General features: G+C 59.8%; 17 protein-coding genes. 14 read left to right on the forward strand and 3 right to left on the reverse strand.

All coding sequences use genetic code 11. The annotated features are described in order from the left end of the window. Window positions 1-126: 126 nt before the first annotated feature. The 11 genes from CGA22_RS04285 to CGA22_RS04335 all read left to right on the forward strand — a co-directional run bounded on the left by CGA22_RS04285 (window position 127) and on the right by CGA22_RS04335 (window position 14,208). Complete coding sequence (locus tag CGA22_RS04285) at window positions 127-2,925, forward strand: LPS-assembly protein LptD (protein WP_041023948.1); 2,799 nt, start codon at window positions 127-129, stop codon at window positions 2,923-2,925. Continuing rightward, entirely contained in the window at window positions 2,900-4,222 is a 1,323-nt protein-coding gene (gene surA / locus CGA22_RS04290) for a peptidylprolyl isomerase SurA (RefSeq protein WP_177329278.1), read from the forward strand. The genes CGA22_RS04285 and surA overlap by 26 nt, the downstream gene beginning before the upstream one ends. Then, on the forward strand, window positions 4,219-5,208 hold the full coding sequence (pdxA, locus tag CGA22_RS04295; protein ID WP_041023947.1) for a 4-hydroxythreonine-4-phosphate dehydrogenase PdxA: 990 nt from the start codon (window positions 4,219-4,221) through the stop codon (window positions 5,206-5,208). The genes surA and pdxA overlap by 4 nt, the downstream gene beginning before the upstream one ends. After that, window positions 5,205-6,023 (forward strand): 16S rRNA (adenine(1518)-N(6)/adenine(1519)-N(6))-dimethyltransferase RsmA, encoded by an 819-nt coding sequence (gene rsmA / locus CGA22_RS04300; RefSeq protein WP_041023946.1) that lies wholly within the window; start codon window positions 5,205-5,207, stop codon window positions 6,021-6,023. Before pdxA ends, rsmA begins: the two co-directional genes overlap by 4 nt. Before the next feature lie 108 nt (window positions 6,024-6,131). Beyond that, window positions 6,132-6,512, forward strand: a complete 381-nt coding sequence (apaG, locus tag CGA22_RS04305; RefSeq protein WP_041023945.1) for a Co2+/Mg2+ efflux protein ApaG — start codon at window positions 6,132-6,134, stop codon at window positions 6,510-6,512. After that, window positions 6,512-7,390: a symmetrical bis(5'-nucleosyl)-tetraphosphatase gene (locus CGA22_RS04310; protein WP_041023944.1), complete on the forward strand. Its 879-nt coding sequence runs from the start codon at window positions 6,512-6,514 to the stop codon at window positions 7,388-7,390. The genes apaG and CGA22_RS04310 overlap by 1 nt, the downstream gene beginning before the upstream one ends. A gap of 30 nt (window positions 7,391-7,420) precedes the next feature. Continuing rightward, window positions 7,421-7,750, forward strand: coding sequence for a thiosulfate sulfurtransferase GlpE (gene glpE / locus CGA22_RS04315; protein WP_024777409.1), 330 nt, complete (start codon window positions 7,421-7,423; stop codon window positions 7,748-7,750). A 300-nt stretch (window positions 7,751-8,050) separates the two neighbouring features. Continuing rightward, window positions 8,051-9,973: a PrkA family serine protein kinase gene (locus tag CGA22_RS04320; RefSeq protein ID WP_041023943.1), complete on the forward strand. Its 1,923-nt coding sequence runs from the start codon at window positions 8,051-8,053 to the stop codon at window positions 9,971-9,973. 111 nt (window positions 9,974-10,084) lie between these two features. Next, window positions 10,085-11,356, forward strand: coding sequence for a YeaH/YhbH family protein (locus CGA22_RS04325; RefSeq protein WP_041023942.1), 1,272 nt, complete (start codon window positions 10,085-10,087; stop codon window positions 11,354-11,356). Further along, window positions 11,353-12,918: a SpoVR family protein gene (locus CGA22_RS04330; RefSeq protein ID WP_041023941.1), complete on the forward strand. Its 1,566-nt coding sequence runs from the start codon at window positions 11,353-11,355 to the stop codon at window positions 12,916-12,918. Before CGA22_RS04325 ends, CGA22_RS04330 begins: the two co-directional genes overlap by 4 nt. Window positions 12,919-12,981: 63 nt before the next feature. Continuing rightward, entirely contained in the window at window positions 12,982-14,208 is a 1,227-nt protein-coding gene (locus tag CGA22_RS04335) for a multifunctional CCA addition/repair protein (protein ID WP_041023940.1), read from the forward strand. A gap of 112 nt (window positions 14,209-14,320) precedes the next feature. Here CGA22_RS04335 and folK read toward each other — a convergent pair whose 3' ends face one another. Together folK and folB are read right to left on the reverse strand one after the other, a co-directional pair. Continuing rightward, on the reverse strand, window positions 14,321-14,848 hold the full coding sequence (gene folK / locus CGA22_RS04340; protein WP_041023939.1) for a 2-amino-4-hydroxy-6-hydroxymethyldihydropteridine diphosphokinase: 528 nt from the start codon (window positions 14,846-14,848) through the stop codon (window positions 14,321-14,323). Beyond that, the gene (gene folB / locus CGA22_RS04345; protein WP_041023938.1) at window positions 14,839-15,192 is read right to left on the reverse strand and encodes a dihydroneopterin aldolase; all 354 of its coding nucleotides are present in this window, start codon (window positions 15,190-15,192) and stop codon (window positions 14,839-14,841) included. The genes folK and folB overlap by 10 nt, the downstream gene beginning before the upstream one ends. 74 nt (window positions 15,193-15,266) lie before the next feature. Here folB and plsY point away from each other — a divergent pair, with 74 nt between their 5' ends. After that, window positions 15,267-15,836 (forward strand): glycerol-3-phosphate 1-O-acyltransferase PlsY, encoded by a 570-nt coding sequence (gene plsY / locus CGA22_RS04350; protein ID WP_041023937.1) that lies wholly within the window; start codon window positions 15,267-15,269, stop codon window positions 15,834-15,836. A gap of 5 nt (window positions 15,837-15,841) precedes the next feature. Here plsY and tsaD read toward each other — a convergent pair whose 3' ends face one another. Beyond that, a complete protein-coding gene (tsaD, locus tag CGA22_RS04355) occupies window positions 15,842-16,867 on the reverse strand; it encodes a tRNA (adenosine(37)-N6)-threonylcarbamoyltransferase complex transferase subunit TsaD (protein WP_041023936.1) in 1,026 nt (341 codons plus the stop codon). A gap of 199 nt (window positions 16,868-17,066) precedes the next feature. Here tsaD and rpsU point away from each other — a divergent pair, with 199 nt between their 5' ends. Then, on the forward strand, window positions 17,067-17,282 hold the full coding sequence (gene rpsU, locus CGA22_RS04360) for a 30S ribosomal protein S21 (protein WP_002551877.1): 216 nt from the start codon (window positions 17,067-17,069) through the stop codon (window positions 17,280-17,282). A 481-nt stretch (window positions 17,283-17,763) separates the two neighbouring features. Further along, window positions 17,764-19,734, forward strand: coding sequence for a DNA primase (gene dnaG / locus CGA22_RS04365; RefSeq protein WP_041023935.1), 1,971 nt, complete (start codon window positions 17,764-17,766; stop codon window positions 19,732-19,734). Window positions 19,735-19,756 lie beyond the last annotated feature (22 nt).

Genomic DNA, 19,756 nt, shown 5'->3' on the forward strand with positions numbered 1-19,756 from the left:
AGGGTCTCCGACGGCCCTAGCCGTCAAGCGGGTCATGCTTTATTATCCAGCATCTTTTTCAGACCATCGAGAGGCGTGCGGCCCACACCGCGGGCAGATGGCACGCAGGAAGCCCGGACTAATAAGATGGCATTGAAATCCCCCGCGTTTCGTAAAAAATTTCCGTTGCTGGTCACCGGCAGTCTGCTGGCCCTGCAACCCCTGGCCTCTTCATTCGTTGTCGCGGCGCAGCAGTATGACTGCTCCGTCTCCGCTTCGGGTGCCTGGGACTGTTCCCCCAAGAGCCCGGCCGCCGCATTGCCGCCACGTCCGGTGCATGAAGGCAGTGCCGTTGCCGACAGCGGCGACGCTGCGGCCGGCAGCAGTTCGGTTGAAGCAGCCGGCGACAAGCCGGTGCTGGTCACCGAAGCCAAGGGCCGCGGCCTGAAGTCGCGCAGTGCAGACTACAGCCACCTGGACTGGGTTCCACGGGAGAACCTCACCCCTGCGCAATTGGCCGAAACCGGTCCTTATTGCTCCGGTGCCTACATCGAGCCGACGCGTCCAGGCATGAATGACAAGACGGCCAAAAGCGACGCGCCGACCTTCCTCGGTGCCAAGGCTTCACGCTATGAGCAGGAGCAGCAGGTGGCGACCCTGGCCGGTGACGTGGTCATGCGCCAGGGCAGCATGCAGGTCGAGGCGGACGAAGCCAGCCTGTACCAGGCCGAGAACCGTGGCGAGCTGAGCGGCAATGTGCGAGTCCGCGACAACGGCGCGCTGATTGTCGGCGACCACGCCGATGTCCAGCTGGACACCGGCGAAGCCAAGGTCGACAACGCCGAATACGTGATGCACAAGTCACGTATCCGTGGTAACGCCTTGTATGCCAAGCGTGCCGAGAACGCGATCATCCGCCTCAAGGACGGCACGTACACCACGTGCGAACCGAACAGCAACGCCTGGACGCTCAAGGGCAACAACATCACCCTGAACCCGGCCACCGGCTTCGGTACCGCGACCAACGTGACGCTGCGGGTCAAGGACATCCCGGTCCTCTACACGCCTTATATCTACTTCCCGATCGATGACCGTCGCCAGTCCGGCTTCCTGCCGCCCACCATCGGCAGTGGCAGCGACACTGGTTTCACCTTGGTCACCCCGTATTACTTCAACCTGGCGCCGAACTACGACGCCACGTTGTACCCCCGCTACATGGCCAAGCGTGGCCTGTTGATGGAAGGCGAATTCCGTTACCTGACCAAGTCCAGCGAAGGTCAGTTCGGCGCTGCGTACCTCAATGATGAAGACGACGATCGCGCCAAGCAGACCGATTACAGCAAGACCCGCTACATGTACAACTGGCAGCACAAGGGCGGCCTCGATTCGCGAGTGCTCACAGAAGTTGACTACACCAAGATCAGCGATCCCTACTACTTCCAGGACCTGCAGACCGACCAGATCGGTGTCGAGTCCAAGGACTACGTGAACCAGCAGGGCGCGGTCAGCTATCGTGGTGACTCGTATGTGGCACGCCTGAACGTCCAGGCCTATCAGATGGCGACGATTTCGAATATCACGCCTTACGATCGACTGCCACAGATCACCTTCAACGGTGCGTTGCCACAGCATCCTGGCGGCCTGGATATTGCGTATAACACCGAGTTTGTGCGGTTTGATCGTGATTTGAGAAGCGGCAACTACACCGATCAAGACGGCATATCCTCTCCATTCCTGGACCGCAATGTCACAGGCTTGGCACGCGCTACTGGCGACCGGATGAACCTGGCCCCAGTCATCAGCCTGCCAATGAACGCAAGCTACGGGTTCATCAAACCATCGCTCAAGTATCAATACACCCAGTACGATCTGGATCTGGATAATCGCGGCAAAGCGGATATTGCCAATCAGAATGCCGAAGGCGACCGTCTGAATGGTACGTACAGCCGTAACCAGAACCGCGGCGTTCCAATTGCCAGCATCGACAGCGGCCTGTACTTCGATCGCGATACCCAGTGGTTCGGCAAAAACTATCGCCAGACCCTGGAGCCGCGCCTGTACTACCTCTATGTGCCGGAGAAAGACCAGAGCGACATACCGGTCTTCGATACCAGCGAAAGCACCTTCAGCTATTCGTCGCTGTTCCGGGATAACCGCTTCACCGGCTCCGACCGTGTCGGCGATGAGAACAAGTTGTCCCTGGGTGTCACCAACCGCTGGATCGAAGAAAATGGTTTCGAACGCCAGCGCATCAGCGTTGGCCAGGCCTTCTACTTCAAGGATCGCGAAGTCCAACTGCCAGGCATCGACGCCAAGACCCGCGAAGACGCTCATTCCAGCGTTTCACCTTATGCCCTGGAATACGAATACCGCTGGAACCGCGACTGGCGCACCACGGCCGACTACAACTGGGACCCGGACACCCATAGCCCTCGCTCGGGTAGCGCGATGTTCCACTACCAGCCGGAAGACAACCCGAACAAGGTCATCAACGCCGGTTATCGCTATCGCAATGACCTGGTCCGCTACGACCAGACCACCGGTCGGTGGCAAGTGGGTGGCGGCGACTACGGCACCCCGGGTACACCTGGCTACGTGAAGGACTACTACAAGATCAAGCAGCACGATTTTTCGGTCATCTGGCCGATCGTTCCGCAGTGGAACGCGATCAGCCGCTGGCAGTATGACTACAACCGCAATCGTACCCTGGAAGCCTTCGGTGGTTTCGAATACGACAACTGCTGCTGGAAACTGCGCCTGATCAATCGTTACTGGGTTTCCTATGACGAACTCAGTCAGGAAGCTCCACAAAACGAAAAAGGCGACCACGGCGTCTTCCTCCAAATTGTCCTGAAGGGACTCGGCGGCCTCACCGGCGCCAAGGTAGAGAGCTTCCTCGACAAAGGCATCCAAGGTTATCGTGAACGTGAAGACCAAGCTTTCTGATTGTCTGCGCCCGCTGATGCTGGGCGCGCTGTTCCTGGGTACCGCGGCCAACGCCGCGGTACAGTCCATCGATAAAGTGGTGGCCATTGTCGATAACGACGTGGTCATGCAGAGCCAGCTGGACCAGCGCGTCCATGAAGTGCAGCAAACCATCGCCAAACGCGGCGGCGGCCTGCCACCGCCGGGCGTGCTGGATCAGCAAGTGCTTGAGCGCCTGATCGTCGAGAACCTGCAATTGCAGATCGGCGAACGCTCCGGTATCCGCATCACCGACGAAGAGCTGAACCAGGCCGTCGGTACCATCGCCCAACGCAACAACATGACCATCGACCAGTTCCGCGCCGCGTTGGCGCATGATGGCCTGTCCTACGACGACGCCCGCGACCAGATCCGCCGCGAGATGATCATCAGCCGCGTGCGCCAGCGCCGGGTAGCTGAACGCATCCAGGTTTCCGAGCAGGAAGTGAAGAACTTCCTCGCTTCCGACCTGGGCAAGATGCAGCTTTCCGAAGAGCTGCACCTGGCGAACATCCTGATTCCGACCCCGGAAAGCGCCAACTCCGAAGCGATTCAGAGCGCTTATCGCCAGGCAATGGATGTCTACCAGCAGCTCAAGCAAGGCGCCGACTTCGGCCAGATGGCCGTCGCCCGCTCAGGCAGCGAAAACGCCCTGGAAGGCGGCGACATGGGCTGGCGCAAACCTGCTCAACTGCCGCCTCCGTTCGACCGCGAACTGAGCGCCATGGCAGTAGGCGACATTACTCAGCCTGCCCGCACTCCCGGCGGCTTCATTATCCTGAAGGTGCTGGAGAAACGTGGTGGCGGCGCGCAGGTGCGTGACGAAGTCCATGTTCGCCATATCCTGATCAAACCCAGTGAGATTCGCAGCGAAGCCGAAACCAAGCGCCTGGCGGAAAAACTCTACGACCGCATCGAAGCGGGCGAGGACTTCGGCGAACTGGCGAAGAGCTTCTCGGAAGACCCGGGATCGGCCCTCAACGGTGGCGACCTTAACTGGGTCGATCCAAACGCGCTGGTACCCGAGTTCCGCAAGGTCATGGCCGAAACGCCACAAGGCCAACTGTCCAAGCCGTTCAAGAGCCCTTATGGCTGGCATGTCCTGGAAGTCCTTGGTCGTCGCGCCACCGACAGCACCACCCAGGCTCGCGAACAACAGGCTATGACGGTACTGCGTAATCGCAAGTACGACGAAGAGCTGCAAACCTGGCTGCGTCAGATCCGCGACGAAGCCTACGTTGAAATCAAACTCCCTGGTGCAGACCAGGCAGCGCAGTGAAACCCAAGCGTTTCGCGCTGACGCCCGGCGAGCCTGCCGGCATAGGTCCCGACCTGTGCCTGCTGCTCGCCGCGCAACCCCAGCCATATCCCCTGATTGCCATCACCAGCCGCAACCTGCTCCTTGAGCGGGCTGCGCAGTTGGGCGTGGCCGTCAACCTGCTTGCAGTGACACCGGACGCCTGGCCGGATGCCCCAGCGCCGGCCAACAGCCTGTATGTCTGGGATACGCCCCTGGGCGCCCCGGTCATCACCGGGCAGTTGGACAAGGCCAATGCCGGCTTCGTCCTGGAAACCCTGACCCGTGCCGGCCAGGGCTGCCTGGATGGCGCTTTCGCCGGCATGATCACCGCACCGGTACACAAGGGCGTGATCAACGACTCCGGTATCGCCTTTTCCGGGCACACCGAATTCCTCGCGGACCTGACCCACACCGAACAGGTCGTGATGATGCTCGCTACCCGTGGCCTGCGCGTGGCCCTGGTGACCACTCACCTGCCCTTGCGGGACATTGCCGACGCCATCACCCCGGAACGCCTGGAACGTGTCACGCGGATACTGCACGCCGACCTGCGGGAAAAGTTCGGCATCGCCCAGCCACGCATCCTGGTCTGCGGGCTCAACCCCCATGCCGGTGAAGGTGGACACCTGGGCCGCGAAGAAATCGACATCATTGAACCTACATTGGAGCGCTTGCGCAGCGAAGGCATGAACCTGCATGGCCCGCTGCCTGCCGACACTCTGTTTACCCCCAAATATCTGGAGCACTGCGACGCGGTGCTGGCGATGTACCACGACCAGGGCCTGCCCGTGCTGAAGTACAAAGGCTTCGGCGCGGCAGTCAACGTGACCCTGGGCCTGCCGATCATCCGCACGTCGGTGGACCATGGCACCGCCCTGGACCTGGCCGGCAGCGGAAAAATCGATACCGGCAGCCTGCAGGTCGCGCTGGAAACCGCCTACCAGATGGCCGAGACCCATTTATGACCGAGCAATACCAACACCGCGCGCGCAAGCGTTTCGGCCAGAATTTCCTGCATGACGCCGGCGTGATCGATCGCATCCTGCGCTCCATCAACGCCAAGCCCGACGACCGCATGCTGGAAATCGGACCGGGCCAAGGCGCCCTGACCGAGGGTCTGCTTGGTAGCGGCGCGCAACTGGACGTGGTGGAGCTGGACAAGGACCTGGTTCCGATCCTCAATCAGCAATTCGCCGGCAAGAGCAACTTCAACCTGCACCAGGGCGATGCGCTGAAGTTCGACTTCAACAGCCTGAAGGCCGCGCCGAACAGCCTGCGGGTCGTGGGTAACCTGCCGTACAACATCTCCACGCCACTGATCTTCCACCTGCTGAGCAACGCCGGGCTGATCCGTGACATGCACTTCATGCTGCAGAAGGAAGTGGTCGAACGCCTCGCCGCCGGTCCCGGCGGCGGTGATTGGGGCCGTCTCTCGATCATGGTCCAGTACCATTGCCGGGTCGAACACCTGTTCAACGTCGGCCCCGGGGCCTTCAACCCTCCCCCAAAAGTCGACTCGGCCATTGTCCGCCTCGTCCCCCATGCGGTGCTACCGCACCCGGCCAAGGATCATCGCCTGCTGGAGCGCGTGGTACGCGAAGCCTTCAACCAGCGTCGAAAAACCCTGCGCAATACGCTGAAGTTGCTGCTCAGCAGCGCCGAAATCGAGGCCGCAGGCGTCGATGGCAGCCTGCGCCCCGAGCAGCTGGATCTGGCGGCCTTCGTGCGCCTGGCCGACAAACTCAGCGAACAGACCGCATCGCAAGCCGAAGCCATCTGACGGACAATCGCCGTCTCGGGTGGGACGCCCCTCTGGTTTACTACCCGATACTTGGCCTAGACTGATCCCTTCAGCCACGCCCGCGTCCCGCTTCTAAGGCCCTTTTGCATGTCCGATCCTCGTTATCAGGTCGACGTCAGCGTCACCACCCGCTTCCTGGCAGAACAGTCGCAACCCGAACACAACCGTTTTGCCTTCGCCTACACCATTACCGTGCGCAACAACGGCTCGCTACCGGCCAGGCTGCTGTCGCGGCACTGGGTCATCACCGATGGCGACGGTCATGTCGAAGAGGTGCGTGGCGAGGGCGTGGTCGGCCAACAACCGCTGATCGACGCCGGCAACAGCCACAGCTACAGCAGCGGCACCGTGATGACGACCCGGGTCGGCACCATGCAGGGTACCTACCAGATGCTGGCCGAAGACGGCAAACGCTTCGATGCCGTCATCAAACCCTTTCGCCTGGCGGTGCCCGGAGCCTTGCACTGATGGCCACCTATGCGGTCGGCGACCTGCAAGGTTGCCTCAGCCCACTCAAGTGCCTGCTCGAGCGAGTCGCCTTCGACCCGCAGAAGGACACGCTGTGGCTGGTGGGCGACCTGGTCAATCGTGGCCCGCAATCGCTTGAGACGTTGCGTTTTCTTTTCAGCATCCGCCAGTCCCTGATATGCGTGCTCGGCAATCACGACCTGCACCTGCTGGCCGTCTGGCAAAACATCGAGCGTCTGAAGAAATCCGATACATTGAAGGAAATCCTCGACGCCCCCGATTGCATCGAATTGCTGGAATGGCTGCGCCAGCAAAAGCTCATGCACTACGACGAACAGCGCAACCTGGCGCTGGTCCATGCCGGCATTCCGCCCCAGTGGTCCCTACGCAGGGCGCTCAAGTGCGCCGGCGAAGTCGAACAGGCGCTACGCGACGACAACCTGTTCGGTCCCTACCTGGACGGCATGTACGGCAACGACCCGGTCAAATGGGACAACGACCTCACCGGCGTGACCCGCCTTCGGGTCATCACCAATTATTTCACCCGCATGCGCTTCTGTACCCGCGATGGCAAACTCGACCTCAAGGGCAAGGAAGGCATCGAGACCGCACCGCCCGGTTATGCGCCCTGGTTCAAGCACAAGGAGCGCAAGACCCGTAACTTGAAGATCATTTTCGGTCACTGGGCAGCCCTGCTGGGCCAATGCGACGAGCCAGGACTCTTTGCCCTCGATACCGGCTGCGTGTGGGGCGAAGCGCTGACACTGATGAACATCGATACCGGCGAACGACTGCGTTGCGACTGCGACGAACAGGGTCACGCCAATCCCCATCAACACCCGACCATTGCGTCATCGCCGACCGGCACCGCCGTCTGATCGGCGCCTGGCCTGCTACAGGAGCCCCCCATGACTGAATTCAAACGTATTCCCCCGGCCCAGGCCCAAGCCCTGCGAGAGCAAGGCGCGGTCGTCGTCGACATCCGCGATCCCGCCACTTTTTCCGCTCTTCATATCAGCGGGTCCAAGCACCTGGATAACCACTCCCTGCATGATTTCATCACCAAGGCCGATCTTGACGCTCCGGTGGTGGTTGTTTGTTATCACGGCAATTCCAGCCAGAGCGCAGCCGCCTATCTCGTCGGACAGGGCTTCACCGACGTCTATAGCCTGGATGGCGGCTTTGAACTCTGGCGCACGACTTATCCGTCAGAAACGGCGCAAGGCTCTCACGAATAATTTTTTATCCCGGCCCAAACCCGCGTGGACCGCGGGCTTGAGCGATAGCAGACGAACGGTCTGCCATAACTTATTACGCATTCCACCTGTGCCTCTCCGATTCCGAACTATTCTTAGCCTCAGGCCATCCAAAACAGGGGAGAGCCGGTACACCGGCGCGCGGATCATCGGGAGTCAGCTTTCAGGGACCTTCATCCTGGAAGCATTCTGGGGGGATAAACGGCAGCTGGATTCCCAGCGGCTGACCAGCAACGACTGATTGATCCGACACCGGCTCCACGTATCGAGCGAGGTGACGTCATGAGTATTTTTAGCCACTTCCAGCAACGTTTCGAGTCCACGCGGCAGGAGGAATACTCGCTGCAGGAATACCTCGAACTCTGCAAGCAGGACCGCAGTGCCTACGCATCGGCTGCGGAGCGTCTGTTGCTGGCGATTGGAGAACCCGAACTGCTGGATACCTCGACCAACTCGAGGCTCTCGCGGATTTTTTCCAACAAGGTGATTCGCCGCTATCCGGCCTTTGAAGACTTCCACGGGATGGAAGAATGCATCGACCAGATCGTGTCCTATTTCCGCCACGCAGCCCAAGGCCTGGAGGAGAAGAAGCAAATCCTCTATCTGCTTGGCCCGGTGGGTGGCGGTAAATCGTCCCTGGCCGAAAAACTCAAGCAACTGATCGAAAAGGTGCCCTTCTACGCGATCAAGGGCTCACCGGTCTTCGAATCGCCCCTGGGATTGTTCAACGCCACCGAAGACGGCGCGATCCTCGAAGAAGACTTCGGCATTCCACGCCGCTACCTCAACACCATCATGTCGCCATGGGCCACCAAGCGCCTGGCCGAGTTCGGCGGTGACATCAGCCAGTTCAAGGTGGTCAAGCTCTACCCATCGATCCTCAACCAGATCGGCGTGGCCAAGACCGAACCGGGCGATGAGAACAACCAGGACATTTCGGCCCTGGTGGGCAAGGTCGATATCCGCAAGCTGGAAGAATTCCCACAGAACGATGCCGATGCCTACAGCTACTCAGGCGCGTTGTGCAGGGCCAACCAAGGCCTGATGGAATTCGTCGAGATGTTCAAGGCGCCCATCAAGGTGTTGCACCCGTTGCTGACCGCAACCCAGGAAGGCAACTACAACAGTACCGAGGGGCTGGGGGCGATTCCATTCAGCGGCATCCTGCTGGCTCACTCCAACGAGTCGGAATGGCACACCTTCCGTAACAACAAGAACAACGAAGCGTTCATCGACCGGATCTACATCGTCAAGGTGCCGTACTGCCTGCGGGTCACCGATGAGGTGAAGATCTACGACAAACTGCTGTTCAACAGCTCGCTGGCCAAGGCCCATTGCGCCCCCGACACCCTGAAGATGCTGGCCCAGTTCACCGTGCTGTCGCGCCTCAAGGAACCGGAGAACTCCAACATCTATTCGAAGATGCGGGTGTATGACGGTGAAAACCTCAAGGACACCGATCCGAAGGCCAAGTCGATCCAGGAATACCGCGACAATGCGGGGGTCGATGAAGGCATGAACGGCCTGTCCACACGTTTCGCCTTCAAGATCCTGTCCAAGGTCTTCAACTTCGACCCCCACGAAATCGCCGCCAACCCGGTGCACCTGCTATACGTGCTGGAACAGCAGATCGAGCAGGAACAATTCCAGGCGGAAACCCGTGAGCGGTACCTGCGCTTCCTCAAAGAGTACCTGGCCCCGCGTTATATCGAGTTCATTGGCAAGGAGATTCAGACTGCGTACCTGGAGTCCTACAGCGAATATGGCCAGAACATCTTCGACCGCTACGTGCTGTACGCAGATTTCTGGATTCAGGATCAGGAATACCGCGATCCGGAAACCGGGGAAATTCTCAACCGCGTAGCACTCAACGAAGAGCTGGAAAAAATCGAGAAGCCGGCAGGCATCAGCAATCCCAAGGATTTCCGCAACGAAATCGTCAACTTCGTGCTGCGGGCGCGGGCCAACAACAACGGCAAGAATCCCACCTGGCTCAGTTATGAAAAACTGCGGGTGGTCATCGAGAAGAAAATGTTCTCCAACACCGAGGACCTGTTGCCGGTCATCAGCTTCAACGCCAAGGCCAGCAAGGAGGACCAGCAAAAACACAACGACTTCGTCACACGCATGGTCGAACGTGGCTATACCGACAAACAGGTGCGGCTGCTTTCCGAGTGGTATCTGCGGGTCCGGAAATCGCAGTAAGGCAGTGAAGCGACAAGCACCAAGCCATGGGCTGCAAGGGCGCTCACCGCCCTTGTGCTCACGGCTTGCAGCTTGAAGCTGGGAACTTGAAGCTGCCCCGGAGGGCTCCCCATGAGCTATGTGATCGACCGACGCCTCAATGGCAAGAACAAGAGCACGGTGAACCGCCAGCGCTTCCTGCGGCGTTACCGTGACCACATCAAGAAGGCCGTGGAAGAAGCGGTCAGCCGCCGCTCCATTACCGATATGGAGCATGGCGAACAGATCAGCATTCCCGGCCGCGACATCGACGAGCCGGTGCTTCACCATGGCCGCGGTGGTAAACAGACCGTCGTGCACCCCGGCAACAAGGAATTCACCAGCGGCGAGCACATCCCCCGCCCACCGGGTGGAGGGGGCGGCAAGGGCCCCGGCAAGGCCGGCAACTCCGGCGAAGGCATGGATGAGTTCGTATTCCAGATCACCCAGGAGGAGTTCCTGGAGTTCATGTTCGAGGACCTGGAACTGCCGAACCTGGTCAAACGCAACCTGACCGGCACCGATACCTTCAAGACCGTGCGCGCCGGCATCAGCAATGAAGGCAATCCATCTCGGATCAATATCATCCGCACGCTTCGGTCAGCCCACGCCCGGCGTATCGCCCTGTCGGGCAGCAGCCGGGCGAAACTGCGCGAGGTCAAGGAAGAGCTGACCCGACTGAAGCGCGAGGAACCTGACAATTTCGGCGATATTCAGGACCTGGAAGCGGAAATAGAGAAACTCAGCGCCCGGATCCACCGGGTACCGTTTCTCGACACCTTCGACCTCAAGTACAACCTGTTGGTCAAACAGCCAAACCCCAGCTCCAAGGCCGTGATGTTCTGCCTGATGGACGTGTCCGGCTCCATGACCCAGGCCACCAAGGATATTGCCAAGCGATTCTTCATCCTGCTGTACCTGTTTCTCAAGCGAAACTACGACAAGATCGACGTGGTATTCATCCGCCACCACACCAGCGCCAGGGAAGTGGATGAAGAAGAGTTCTTCTATTCCCGGGAAACCGGCGGCACCATCGTCTCCAGCGCCTTGAAACTAATGCAGGAAATCATGGCCGAGCGTTATCCGGCCAACGAATGGAACATCTACGCAGCCCAGGCGTCCGACGGGGACAACTGGAACGACGACTCACCGATCTGCCGTGACATCCTGATCAACCAGATCATGCCGTTCGTCCAGTACTACACCTATGTGGAGATTACCCCACGGGAACATCAGGCCCTGTGGTATGAATACGAACGCATCGCCGAAGCCTTTTCCGACACGTTTGCACAACAGCAACTGGTCTCGGCCGGGGATATCTACCCGGTCTTCCGTGAACTCTTCCAGCGCAGGTTAGTGACATGACCGCCAAAAAAGAGCAGAAGCGCCAACCCATCTCCACCGGCTCCGAATGGACGTTCGAGCTGATCCAGGCCTACGACCGCGAAATCAGCCGTATCGCGGACCGTTATGCCCTCGACACCTACCCCAACCAGATCGAGGTGATCACCGCCGAGCAGATGATGGACGCCTATGCGTCGGTCGGCATGCCGCTGGGCTATCACCACTGGTCCTACGGCAAGCATTTCCTCAGCACCGAAAAGTCCTACAGCCGCGGTCAGATGGGGCTGGCTTATGAGATCGTGATCAACTCCGACCCCTGCATCGCCTATCTGATGGAAGAAAACACCATTTGCATGCAGGCACTGGTGGTGGCGCATGCGTGCTACGGCCATAACAGTTTCTTCAAGGGCAACTACCTGTTCCGCACCTGGACCGATGCCAGTTCGATCATCGATTACCTGGTATTCGCCAAGCAGTACATCATGCAATGCGAGGAACGCCACGGCATCGATGCCGTGGAAGACCTCCTGGACTCCTGCCATGCCCTGATGAACTATGGGGTGGACCGCTACAAAAGGCCGTATCCGATTTCCGCCGAAGAAGAACGCCGGCGCCAGAAGGATCGTGAAGAACATCTGCAAAAGCAGATCAACGACCTGTGGCGCACCATTCCCAAGGGCGCCGACAAGTACAGCGAGAAGGACAACGCGCGATTCCCTGCCGAACCCCAGGAAAACATTCTCTATTTCATCGAAAAACACGCACCGTTGCTGGAGCCTTGGCAGCGGGAGATTGTGCGCATCGTGCGCAAGATTGCCCAATATTTCTACCCGCAACGCCAAACGCAGGTCATGAACGAGGGGTGGGCCACGTTCTGGCACTACACCTTGATGAACGACCTGTATGACGAAGGCCTGGTCACCGACGGCTTCATGATGGAGTTCCTGACATCCCACACCAGCGTGGTGTTCCAACCCGGATTCGACAGCCCCTATTACAGCGGCATCAACCCTTACGCATTGGGTTTTGCCATGTACCGCGACATACGGCGCATGTGCGAGGCTCCCACCGAGGAGGACCGTCGCTGGTTTCCGGAAATTGCCGGCTCGGACTGGTTATCCACGATCAAATTCGCCATGAGCAGCTTCAAGGACGAGAGTTTTATCCTCCAATACCTCTCGCCCAAGGTGATCCGCGACCTGAAACTGTTCAGCATTCTCGATGACGACCAGAAGGACGACCTGCTGGTGCCCGCCATCCACGACGAAAGCGGTTACCGCATCATCCGCGAGACCCTGGCCGCGCAGTACAACCTGGGCAATCGCGAGCCTAACGTACAGATCTACAGCATCGACCGGCGGGGAGATCGCTCGCTGACCTTGCGTCACCAGGCGCACAACCGCAAACCGCTGGGAGACTCCACCGATGAAGTGCTCAAGCACTTGCATCGTCTGTGGGGCTTCGACATTCACCTGGAAACCCTGCAGGGCGACCAGGTCATGAAAACCCACCATGTCCCTCCCAGAAACGAACAGACCGAAGGCGATTACGGCCGCCTTGACCTGGCCGTCATCCATCTTTGATCCCGTTTTCGCCTCCGTTGATTCGACGCAAAGGTTATCCTGTCGGACCAACGGAGGTTTTTTATGCAGATCTATAAAGTCGGCGGCGCCGTTCGCGATCGCCTGCTAGGCATCCCCGTCACCGACGTCGACCGAGTCGTGGTGGGCGCCACCGCCGAGGAAATGCTCGCCAAAGGGTTTCGTCCCGTGGGTGCTGACTTTCCCGTGTTTCTCGACCCGCGCACGGGCGAGGAGTACGCCCTCGCCCGCACGGAACGCAAAAGCGGCCGGGGCTACGGCGGATTCGTATTTCATGCCAGCCCTGAAGTCACCCTTGAGGAAGACCTGATTCGCAGGGACCTGACGATCAATGCCATGGCGGAAGATGATCATGGCAACCTCACCGATCCTTACCACGGCCAGCGTGACCTCGAAGCCCGCCTGCTGCGCCATGTTTCTCCGGCGTTTGCCGAAGATCCGCTCCGAGTCTTGCGGGTTGCCCGTTTTGCCGCCCGTTATGCTCCCCTGGGTTTCAAGGTTGCGGACGAGACCCTGGAGCTGATGCGCCAGCTCAGCGATTCTGGCGAACTGGAAGCACTGACCCCCGAACGCAGCTGGAAGGAAATTTCCCGTGCCCTCATGGAAAACCAGCCGCAGGTGTTTATCCAGGTCCTGCGCGACTGCGATGCCCTGAAGGTCCTGATGCCTGAGGTCGATGCGCTATTCGGCGTGCCGCAACCCGAAGCCCATCACCCGGAAATCGATACCGGCGTGCACACCCTGAGCGTGCTGGAGCAGGCCGCCCTGCATCAACAACCGCTGACAGTCCGCTGGGCCTGCCTGCTGCATGATCTCGGCAAGGCCCTGACACCCGAGCAGGATTGGCCGCGACACATCGCCCATGAGCACAAGGGATTGAAACCGATCAAGGCGGTTAACGAACGCTTCAAGGTGCCACGCGACTGCCAGGAGTTGGCGCTACTGGTTGGGCAATATCACACCCATGGCCATCGCGCGCTTGAATTGAAAGCGTCGACCTTGCTCGAATTGCTACAGAGCTTCGATGTGTTCCGCCGCCCCCAGCGCTTCGAAGAGTTTATCGCAGCCTGCGAAATGGATGCCCGAGGCCGCAAGGGCTTGGAAAATCGCAATTATCCACAGGCAGACTATCTGCGCGGCGCGGCAGCAGCGGCACGCGGGGTGGCTGTGCAGCCATTGCTGGAGAAAGGCTTTAAAGGGCCTGAGCTAGGGGAGGCGATCAAGCGCGAGCGGCTCAGGGCGTTGAAAGCGTACAAGGAAGGGACCCACTGACCGTGGTTGCGTGTCCACTTGCATTTTCAGTGGACGGATGACCGCCATCGCGAGCAGGCTCGCTCCCACAGGAGGATGGATCCGGGTATCACGGACACTGCTCGCGATAGCGTCAGGAAGATCGCAGCAAGTCCGAAGAGGTCAGCTGCTCGCCCCGCCATTCAAAAGCCACCGGTGCCAGGACCTGATCAATCTGCGATTCGTCCCACAACGTGGCAAAACTCTTGCCTACGCCTGGATGAACACGATCCGGCGCAATCAACGACAATGGCCACAAGACAAAGGCATTTTTCAGAATTTCCGCCCGCGGCAGTATCAAGCCATCGAAGTTGCCAACCTGCTCGCCATACAACAATACGTCGATGTCCAGCGGCAATCCCTTGCGGTCCGGCGCATAACGACCATTGTCCGCCTCGATGCACTTGAGGCGACGGTCCAGCTCCATCAACGGCAAGTCGGTGAAGGCCGACACGACGAAATTGAAGAATGGCCCACTCTTGATGCCCACCGGCTGGCTCTCGAACACCGCTGAACAACGTATGTCCACCAGAAACGCCGCAAGGGCTTCAAGCCCCGCGCACAAATGGGTTTCGCGCTCGATATTGCTACCGAGCCCGAGAAAAACCTGTGTCAGCGACATCCGCGCTCGATCTCCACACCCACTCCGCTGGCCGCCGGAACCGCGCCAGGCTTGGTCACTTTCAGACGCAGCCAGGTAATCTTGAATTCGTCCATCAGTTCCTGAGCCAGTCGCTCGGCGAAGGTCTCGACCAACTGAAACCGGGCCTGCTCGGCGAATGCCTGGACACGCGATGAGACACTGGCGTAGTCGAGCGCCAGATTCAGGTCATCGCCTGCGGCGGCCGGGCGGTTATCCCAGGCGAAACTCAGATCCAGCCGCAGGCACTGTCGGATGTCTCGCTCCCAGTCGTAGGCACCAATCACCGTGTCGACTTCCAGGCCCTCGATAAACACTCTGTCCAAGCACTCTTCTCCGCAGCACGACAAGGGCGCAATGCGCCGTTAGAATCAGGGCATCCTCGCCCGGAATAGTTAGCATGTTTTGGTTACTGGCGATCTTCGCCTACCTGCTCGGCTCGCTGTCCTTCGCCATTGTGCTCAGCCGCCTGACGGGGCACCCCGATCCGCGAATGAGCGGCTCAGGCAATGCCGGCGCCACCAACATGCTGCGCCTGGCCGGACGCAAACTCGCCGTCCTGACCTTGCTCGGCGACCTCTGCAAAGGTCTTGTACCGGTACTGATCGCCAGCCTTGCAGGGCTTTCCTTGCAGCAACAGGCCTGGATTGGCGTCTGCGCGGTCATTGGCCATCTGTTCCCGCTGTACTTCCGCTTTCGGGGCGGCAAGGGTGTCGCCACCGCCGCCGGCATGCTGCTGGGCCTGTATCCGCCCGCCGCGCTGCTGGCCGTCTCGGCCTGGCTGCTGATGTTCTACCTGACCCGCACCAGCTCACTGGCTGCACTGATCGCCACCCCGCTGACCCTGCCGTTGCTGGCCTGGCAGGAACCCGAGGCCTTGCTGCCGATGACCGCACTGGTCGCGCTGATCGTCTGGCGTCACCGGGGCAATCTACGCGACCTGTTCGCCGGGCGCGAACGGCATTTCTAAATACTTCACAACGGCGACAACTGCTCCATGGGCCAGCGCGCCTGCACACTGATCGCCAGGCTTTCCTGCTGGCCAGCCTGCAGGCGCTGACAGCCGGCGAAGGCGATCATCGCGCCGTTATCGGTGCAGAATTGCGGCCGTGCGTAGTAAACGTCGCCTTTCATGTCGCCAAGCATTTTTTCCAACGACACCCGCAAGGCCTTGTTCGCACTCACGCCGCCGGCGATGACCAGGCGCTTGAGCCCGGCCTGTTTCAGGGCGCGTTTGCACTTGATGGTCAAAGTCTCCACCACGGCCTGCTGGAACGCCAGCGAGATGTCGCAACGGGCTTGCTCATGGTCGCCCCCGGCGTTGACGCACTGTTGCCAGGTGTTCAGGGCGAAGGTCTTCAAGCCACTGAAACTGAAATCCAGTCCCGGTCGGTCGCACATCGGCCGGGGAAACACGAAACGCCCCTCGACCCCTTGAGTCGCAAGCCGTGCGATTTCCGGCCCGCCAGGATAATTGAGGCCCATCATCTTTGCGGTTTTGTCGAAAGCTTCGCCAGCCGCATCGTCCAGGCTTTCCCCCATCAGCGCGTATTGACCGATACCGTCGACCCGGACCAGCTGCGTATGGCCGCCGGAAACCAACAAAGCGACGAACGGAAACTCCGGCGGCTGCGGCTCCAGCATGGGCGCCAGCAGATGGCCTTCCATGTGATGCACGCCCAAGGCGGGTATGCCCCAGGCAAAGGCCAGCGCCTGGGCACAGGAAGCCCCGACCAGCAATGCGCCTACCAGGCCCGGCCCCGCGGTGTAGGCAACGGCATCGATCTCGGTCGGCACACAGCCGGCTTCGGCCAGGACCTGACGGATCAGGGGCAGCATGCGCTTGACGTGGTCGCGGGACGCAAGCTCGGGCACCACGCCGCCGTAGGCGCGGTGCAGGTCGATCTGACTGAACAGCGCATCGGCCAGCAGGCCGCGTTCACTGTCGTAAAGCGCGACGCCGGTTTCGTCGCAGGACGTTTCTAATCCCAGTACTAGCATGGGTTTGCGCCTTGTGGAGGCTGAATTCGAAGGCGCGCATAATAGTCGCCACGTTGTGCCCCGACCAGCGGTTTTCGATCAGAGGCTTTGCATTCCTGGCGTTGAGGGGTTAACATCCGCAACCCTTAAAAACCGACGTCTTCAAGTGCTCTTTTGCCGCGAGGATGTTGACCCCGGTAATGAATGAAGGTAGCTCTGGATGCCAGCCGTCAAAGTAAAAGAGAACGAACCCTTCGACGTAGCTCTGCGTCGTTTCAAGCGCTCCTGCGAAAAAGCCGGTGTTCTGGCTGAAGTTCGTAGCCGCGAATTCTACGAGAAGCCGACTTCCGAGCGTAAGCGCAAAGCAGCAGCCGCTGTTAAGCGTCACGCCAAGAAAGTTCAGCGCGAACAGCGCCGCGCCGTACGTCTGTACTAATACACAGACGTTCGTAGCAAGCTTCTGCCAAGCCCGGCCTTCAAGCCGGGCTTATGGCATTTGCGGAATAACGCTTGATGCTTCACTGTCAAAGCCGCAGACGCGACCGAGACAACTGCTTTATCACGTCAGACCTGGCTCTTTTGCCAGCGGTGCACGTCTCTTCTGACGAGCCTTCCAAGGCTACTGACGAGCACACCCTGATTCCTCTAACGACGATCAGCCCATGGCACCTGCTTGCGTGCCCGCTCGATGAGCTATCCGAGGCCTGACCGGCCGTTACCGGATTCAGCGCAACATATTCAAACAGTCGAATACTGATGGTAATTAACGTCAGTGGATTATCGGCAGATACACTTCCCGACAGCAATGATGCAGACAACCCGGTCGAGCCACCGTTTACAGTGTCTCAAGACCAGAACCCGGTTACGCCTGCTGATTCCGGGCCCCTATTTCTTCGCGCAGTGATGATGAGAACGCCATGGCCGGGCTGATTCCCCAGAGCTTTATTGACGACCTCCTGAACCGCACCGATATCGTCGATGTGGTCAGCTCTCGCCTGCAAATGAAAAAGGCCGGCAAGAACTACACCGCCTGCTGTCCGTTCCACAAGGAAAAAACCCCATCCTTCAGCGTCAGCCCCGACAAGCAGTTCTATTACTGCTTCGGCTGTGGCGCTGGCGGCAATGCCCTCGGCTTCATCATGGACCACGACAACCTGGATTTCCCCCAGGCCGTCGAAGAACTGGCCAAAGCCGCCGGCATGGAAATTCCTCGCGAGGAAAGCGGTCGGGGCCACAAGCCACGCCAGCCCACCGACTCGCCGCTCTATCCACTGCTGACGGCGGCGGCTGATTTTTATCGCCAAGCCCTGAAAAGCCACCCGGCCCGCAAGGCTGCGGTGGACTACCTCAAGGGTCGCGGCCTGACCGGCGAAATCGCCCGGGACTTCGGCCTCGGCTTCGCCCCGCCCGGCTGGGACAATCTGTACAAGCACTTGAGCAGCGACACGCTGCAGCAACGCGCCATGATCGACGCCGGCCTACTGATCGAGAACGCCGAAACCGGCAAGCGCTACGACCGCTTCCGCGACCGGGTGATGTTCCCGATCCGCGATACGCGCGGGCGAATCATTGCCTTCGGCGGTCGGGTACTGGGCGACGACAAGCCCAAGTACCTGAACTCGCCGGAAACACCGGTATTCCACAAGGGCCAAGAGCTGTACGGCTTGTATGAGGCCCGCAAGAACAACCGCAACCTCGACGAGATCATCGTCGTCGAAGGTTACATGGACGTCATTGCCCTTGCTCAGCAAGGCCTGCGCAATGCCGTTGCAACGCTGGGCACGGCCACCAGCGAAGAGCATATGAAGCGACTTTTTCGTGTCGTGCCCAGCGTGCTGTTCTGCTTCGACGGTGACCAGGCCGGCCGCAATGCCGCCTGGCGCGCACTGGAAGCCACGCTGCCCTGCCTGCAGGATGGCCGGCGGGCACGCTTCCTGTTCCTGCCGGAAGGCGAGGACCCGGATACCCTGGTGCGCTCCGAAGGCACCGATGCGTTCCGTGCGCGAATCAATCAACACGCGCAGCCATTGGCCGATTATTTTTTCCAGCAGTTGATCGAAGAGGCCGACCCGCGCTCCCTCGAAGGCAAGGCCCACATGGTCACCCTCGCGGCCCCGCTGATCGACAAGGTACCCGGTGCCAACCTGCGCACCTTGATGCGCCAGCGCCTGACCGAAATCACCGGCCTCAACAGCGAAGCGGTCAACCAACTGGCCCATAGCACCCCTGCGGAGGCACCGCCGGCGTACGACCCGGGCATCGACTACGACGCGATGCCGGATTTCGCCGACTATCATCATCCTCAGCAGGACTACGCGCCGCAGCAGGAATGGACATCGAAAAAAACCGGCAGCGGCGGCAAGAAATGGGACAAGAAGCCCTGGGACAAGAATGGCAAGCGCGGCGATCGCGACCAGCCACGTGCCCCACGCGTGCCGGTAGGCGTCGAAGCACCAACTCTAATTGCTCTTCGCACACTCATTCATCATCCGCAGATGGCTAGCAAGGTCGAAACCGCTGATCATTTCGCAAACGAGAGCAATACCTATGCACAACTGCTGGTAGCACTGGTCGAGGCCGTGCAGAAAAATCCTAAGCTAAGCTCCATTCAGCTTATGGCTCGCTGGCACGGAACCGATCAGGGGCGCCTGCTCAAGGCATTGGCAGAAAAAGAGTGGTTGATTGCAAACGACAATCTTGAACAACAGTTTTTAGACACCATTACTAGGTTATCCGCGGGTCAACACGCACAGAACCTGGAAGACCTCATCAGGAAAGCAAAGCAGCCGGGGCTGACCGCGGAGGACGCCAGCCAGATAGCGAATGAAATGCGTGAACTATTAAAACGCAATGTCTCCACATCAAACCCGACCTCAACTGGCGCGTGAGGTCACAGCTCAGGTATAATCC

The organism is Pseudomonas sp. PSB18, assembly GCF_014596565.1.
In the GTDB taxonomy this organism is placed as follows: Bacteria; Pseudomonadota; Gammaproteobacteria; order Pseudomonadales; family Pseudomonadaceae; genus Aquipseudomonas.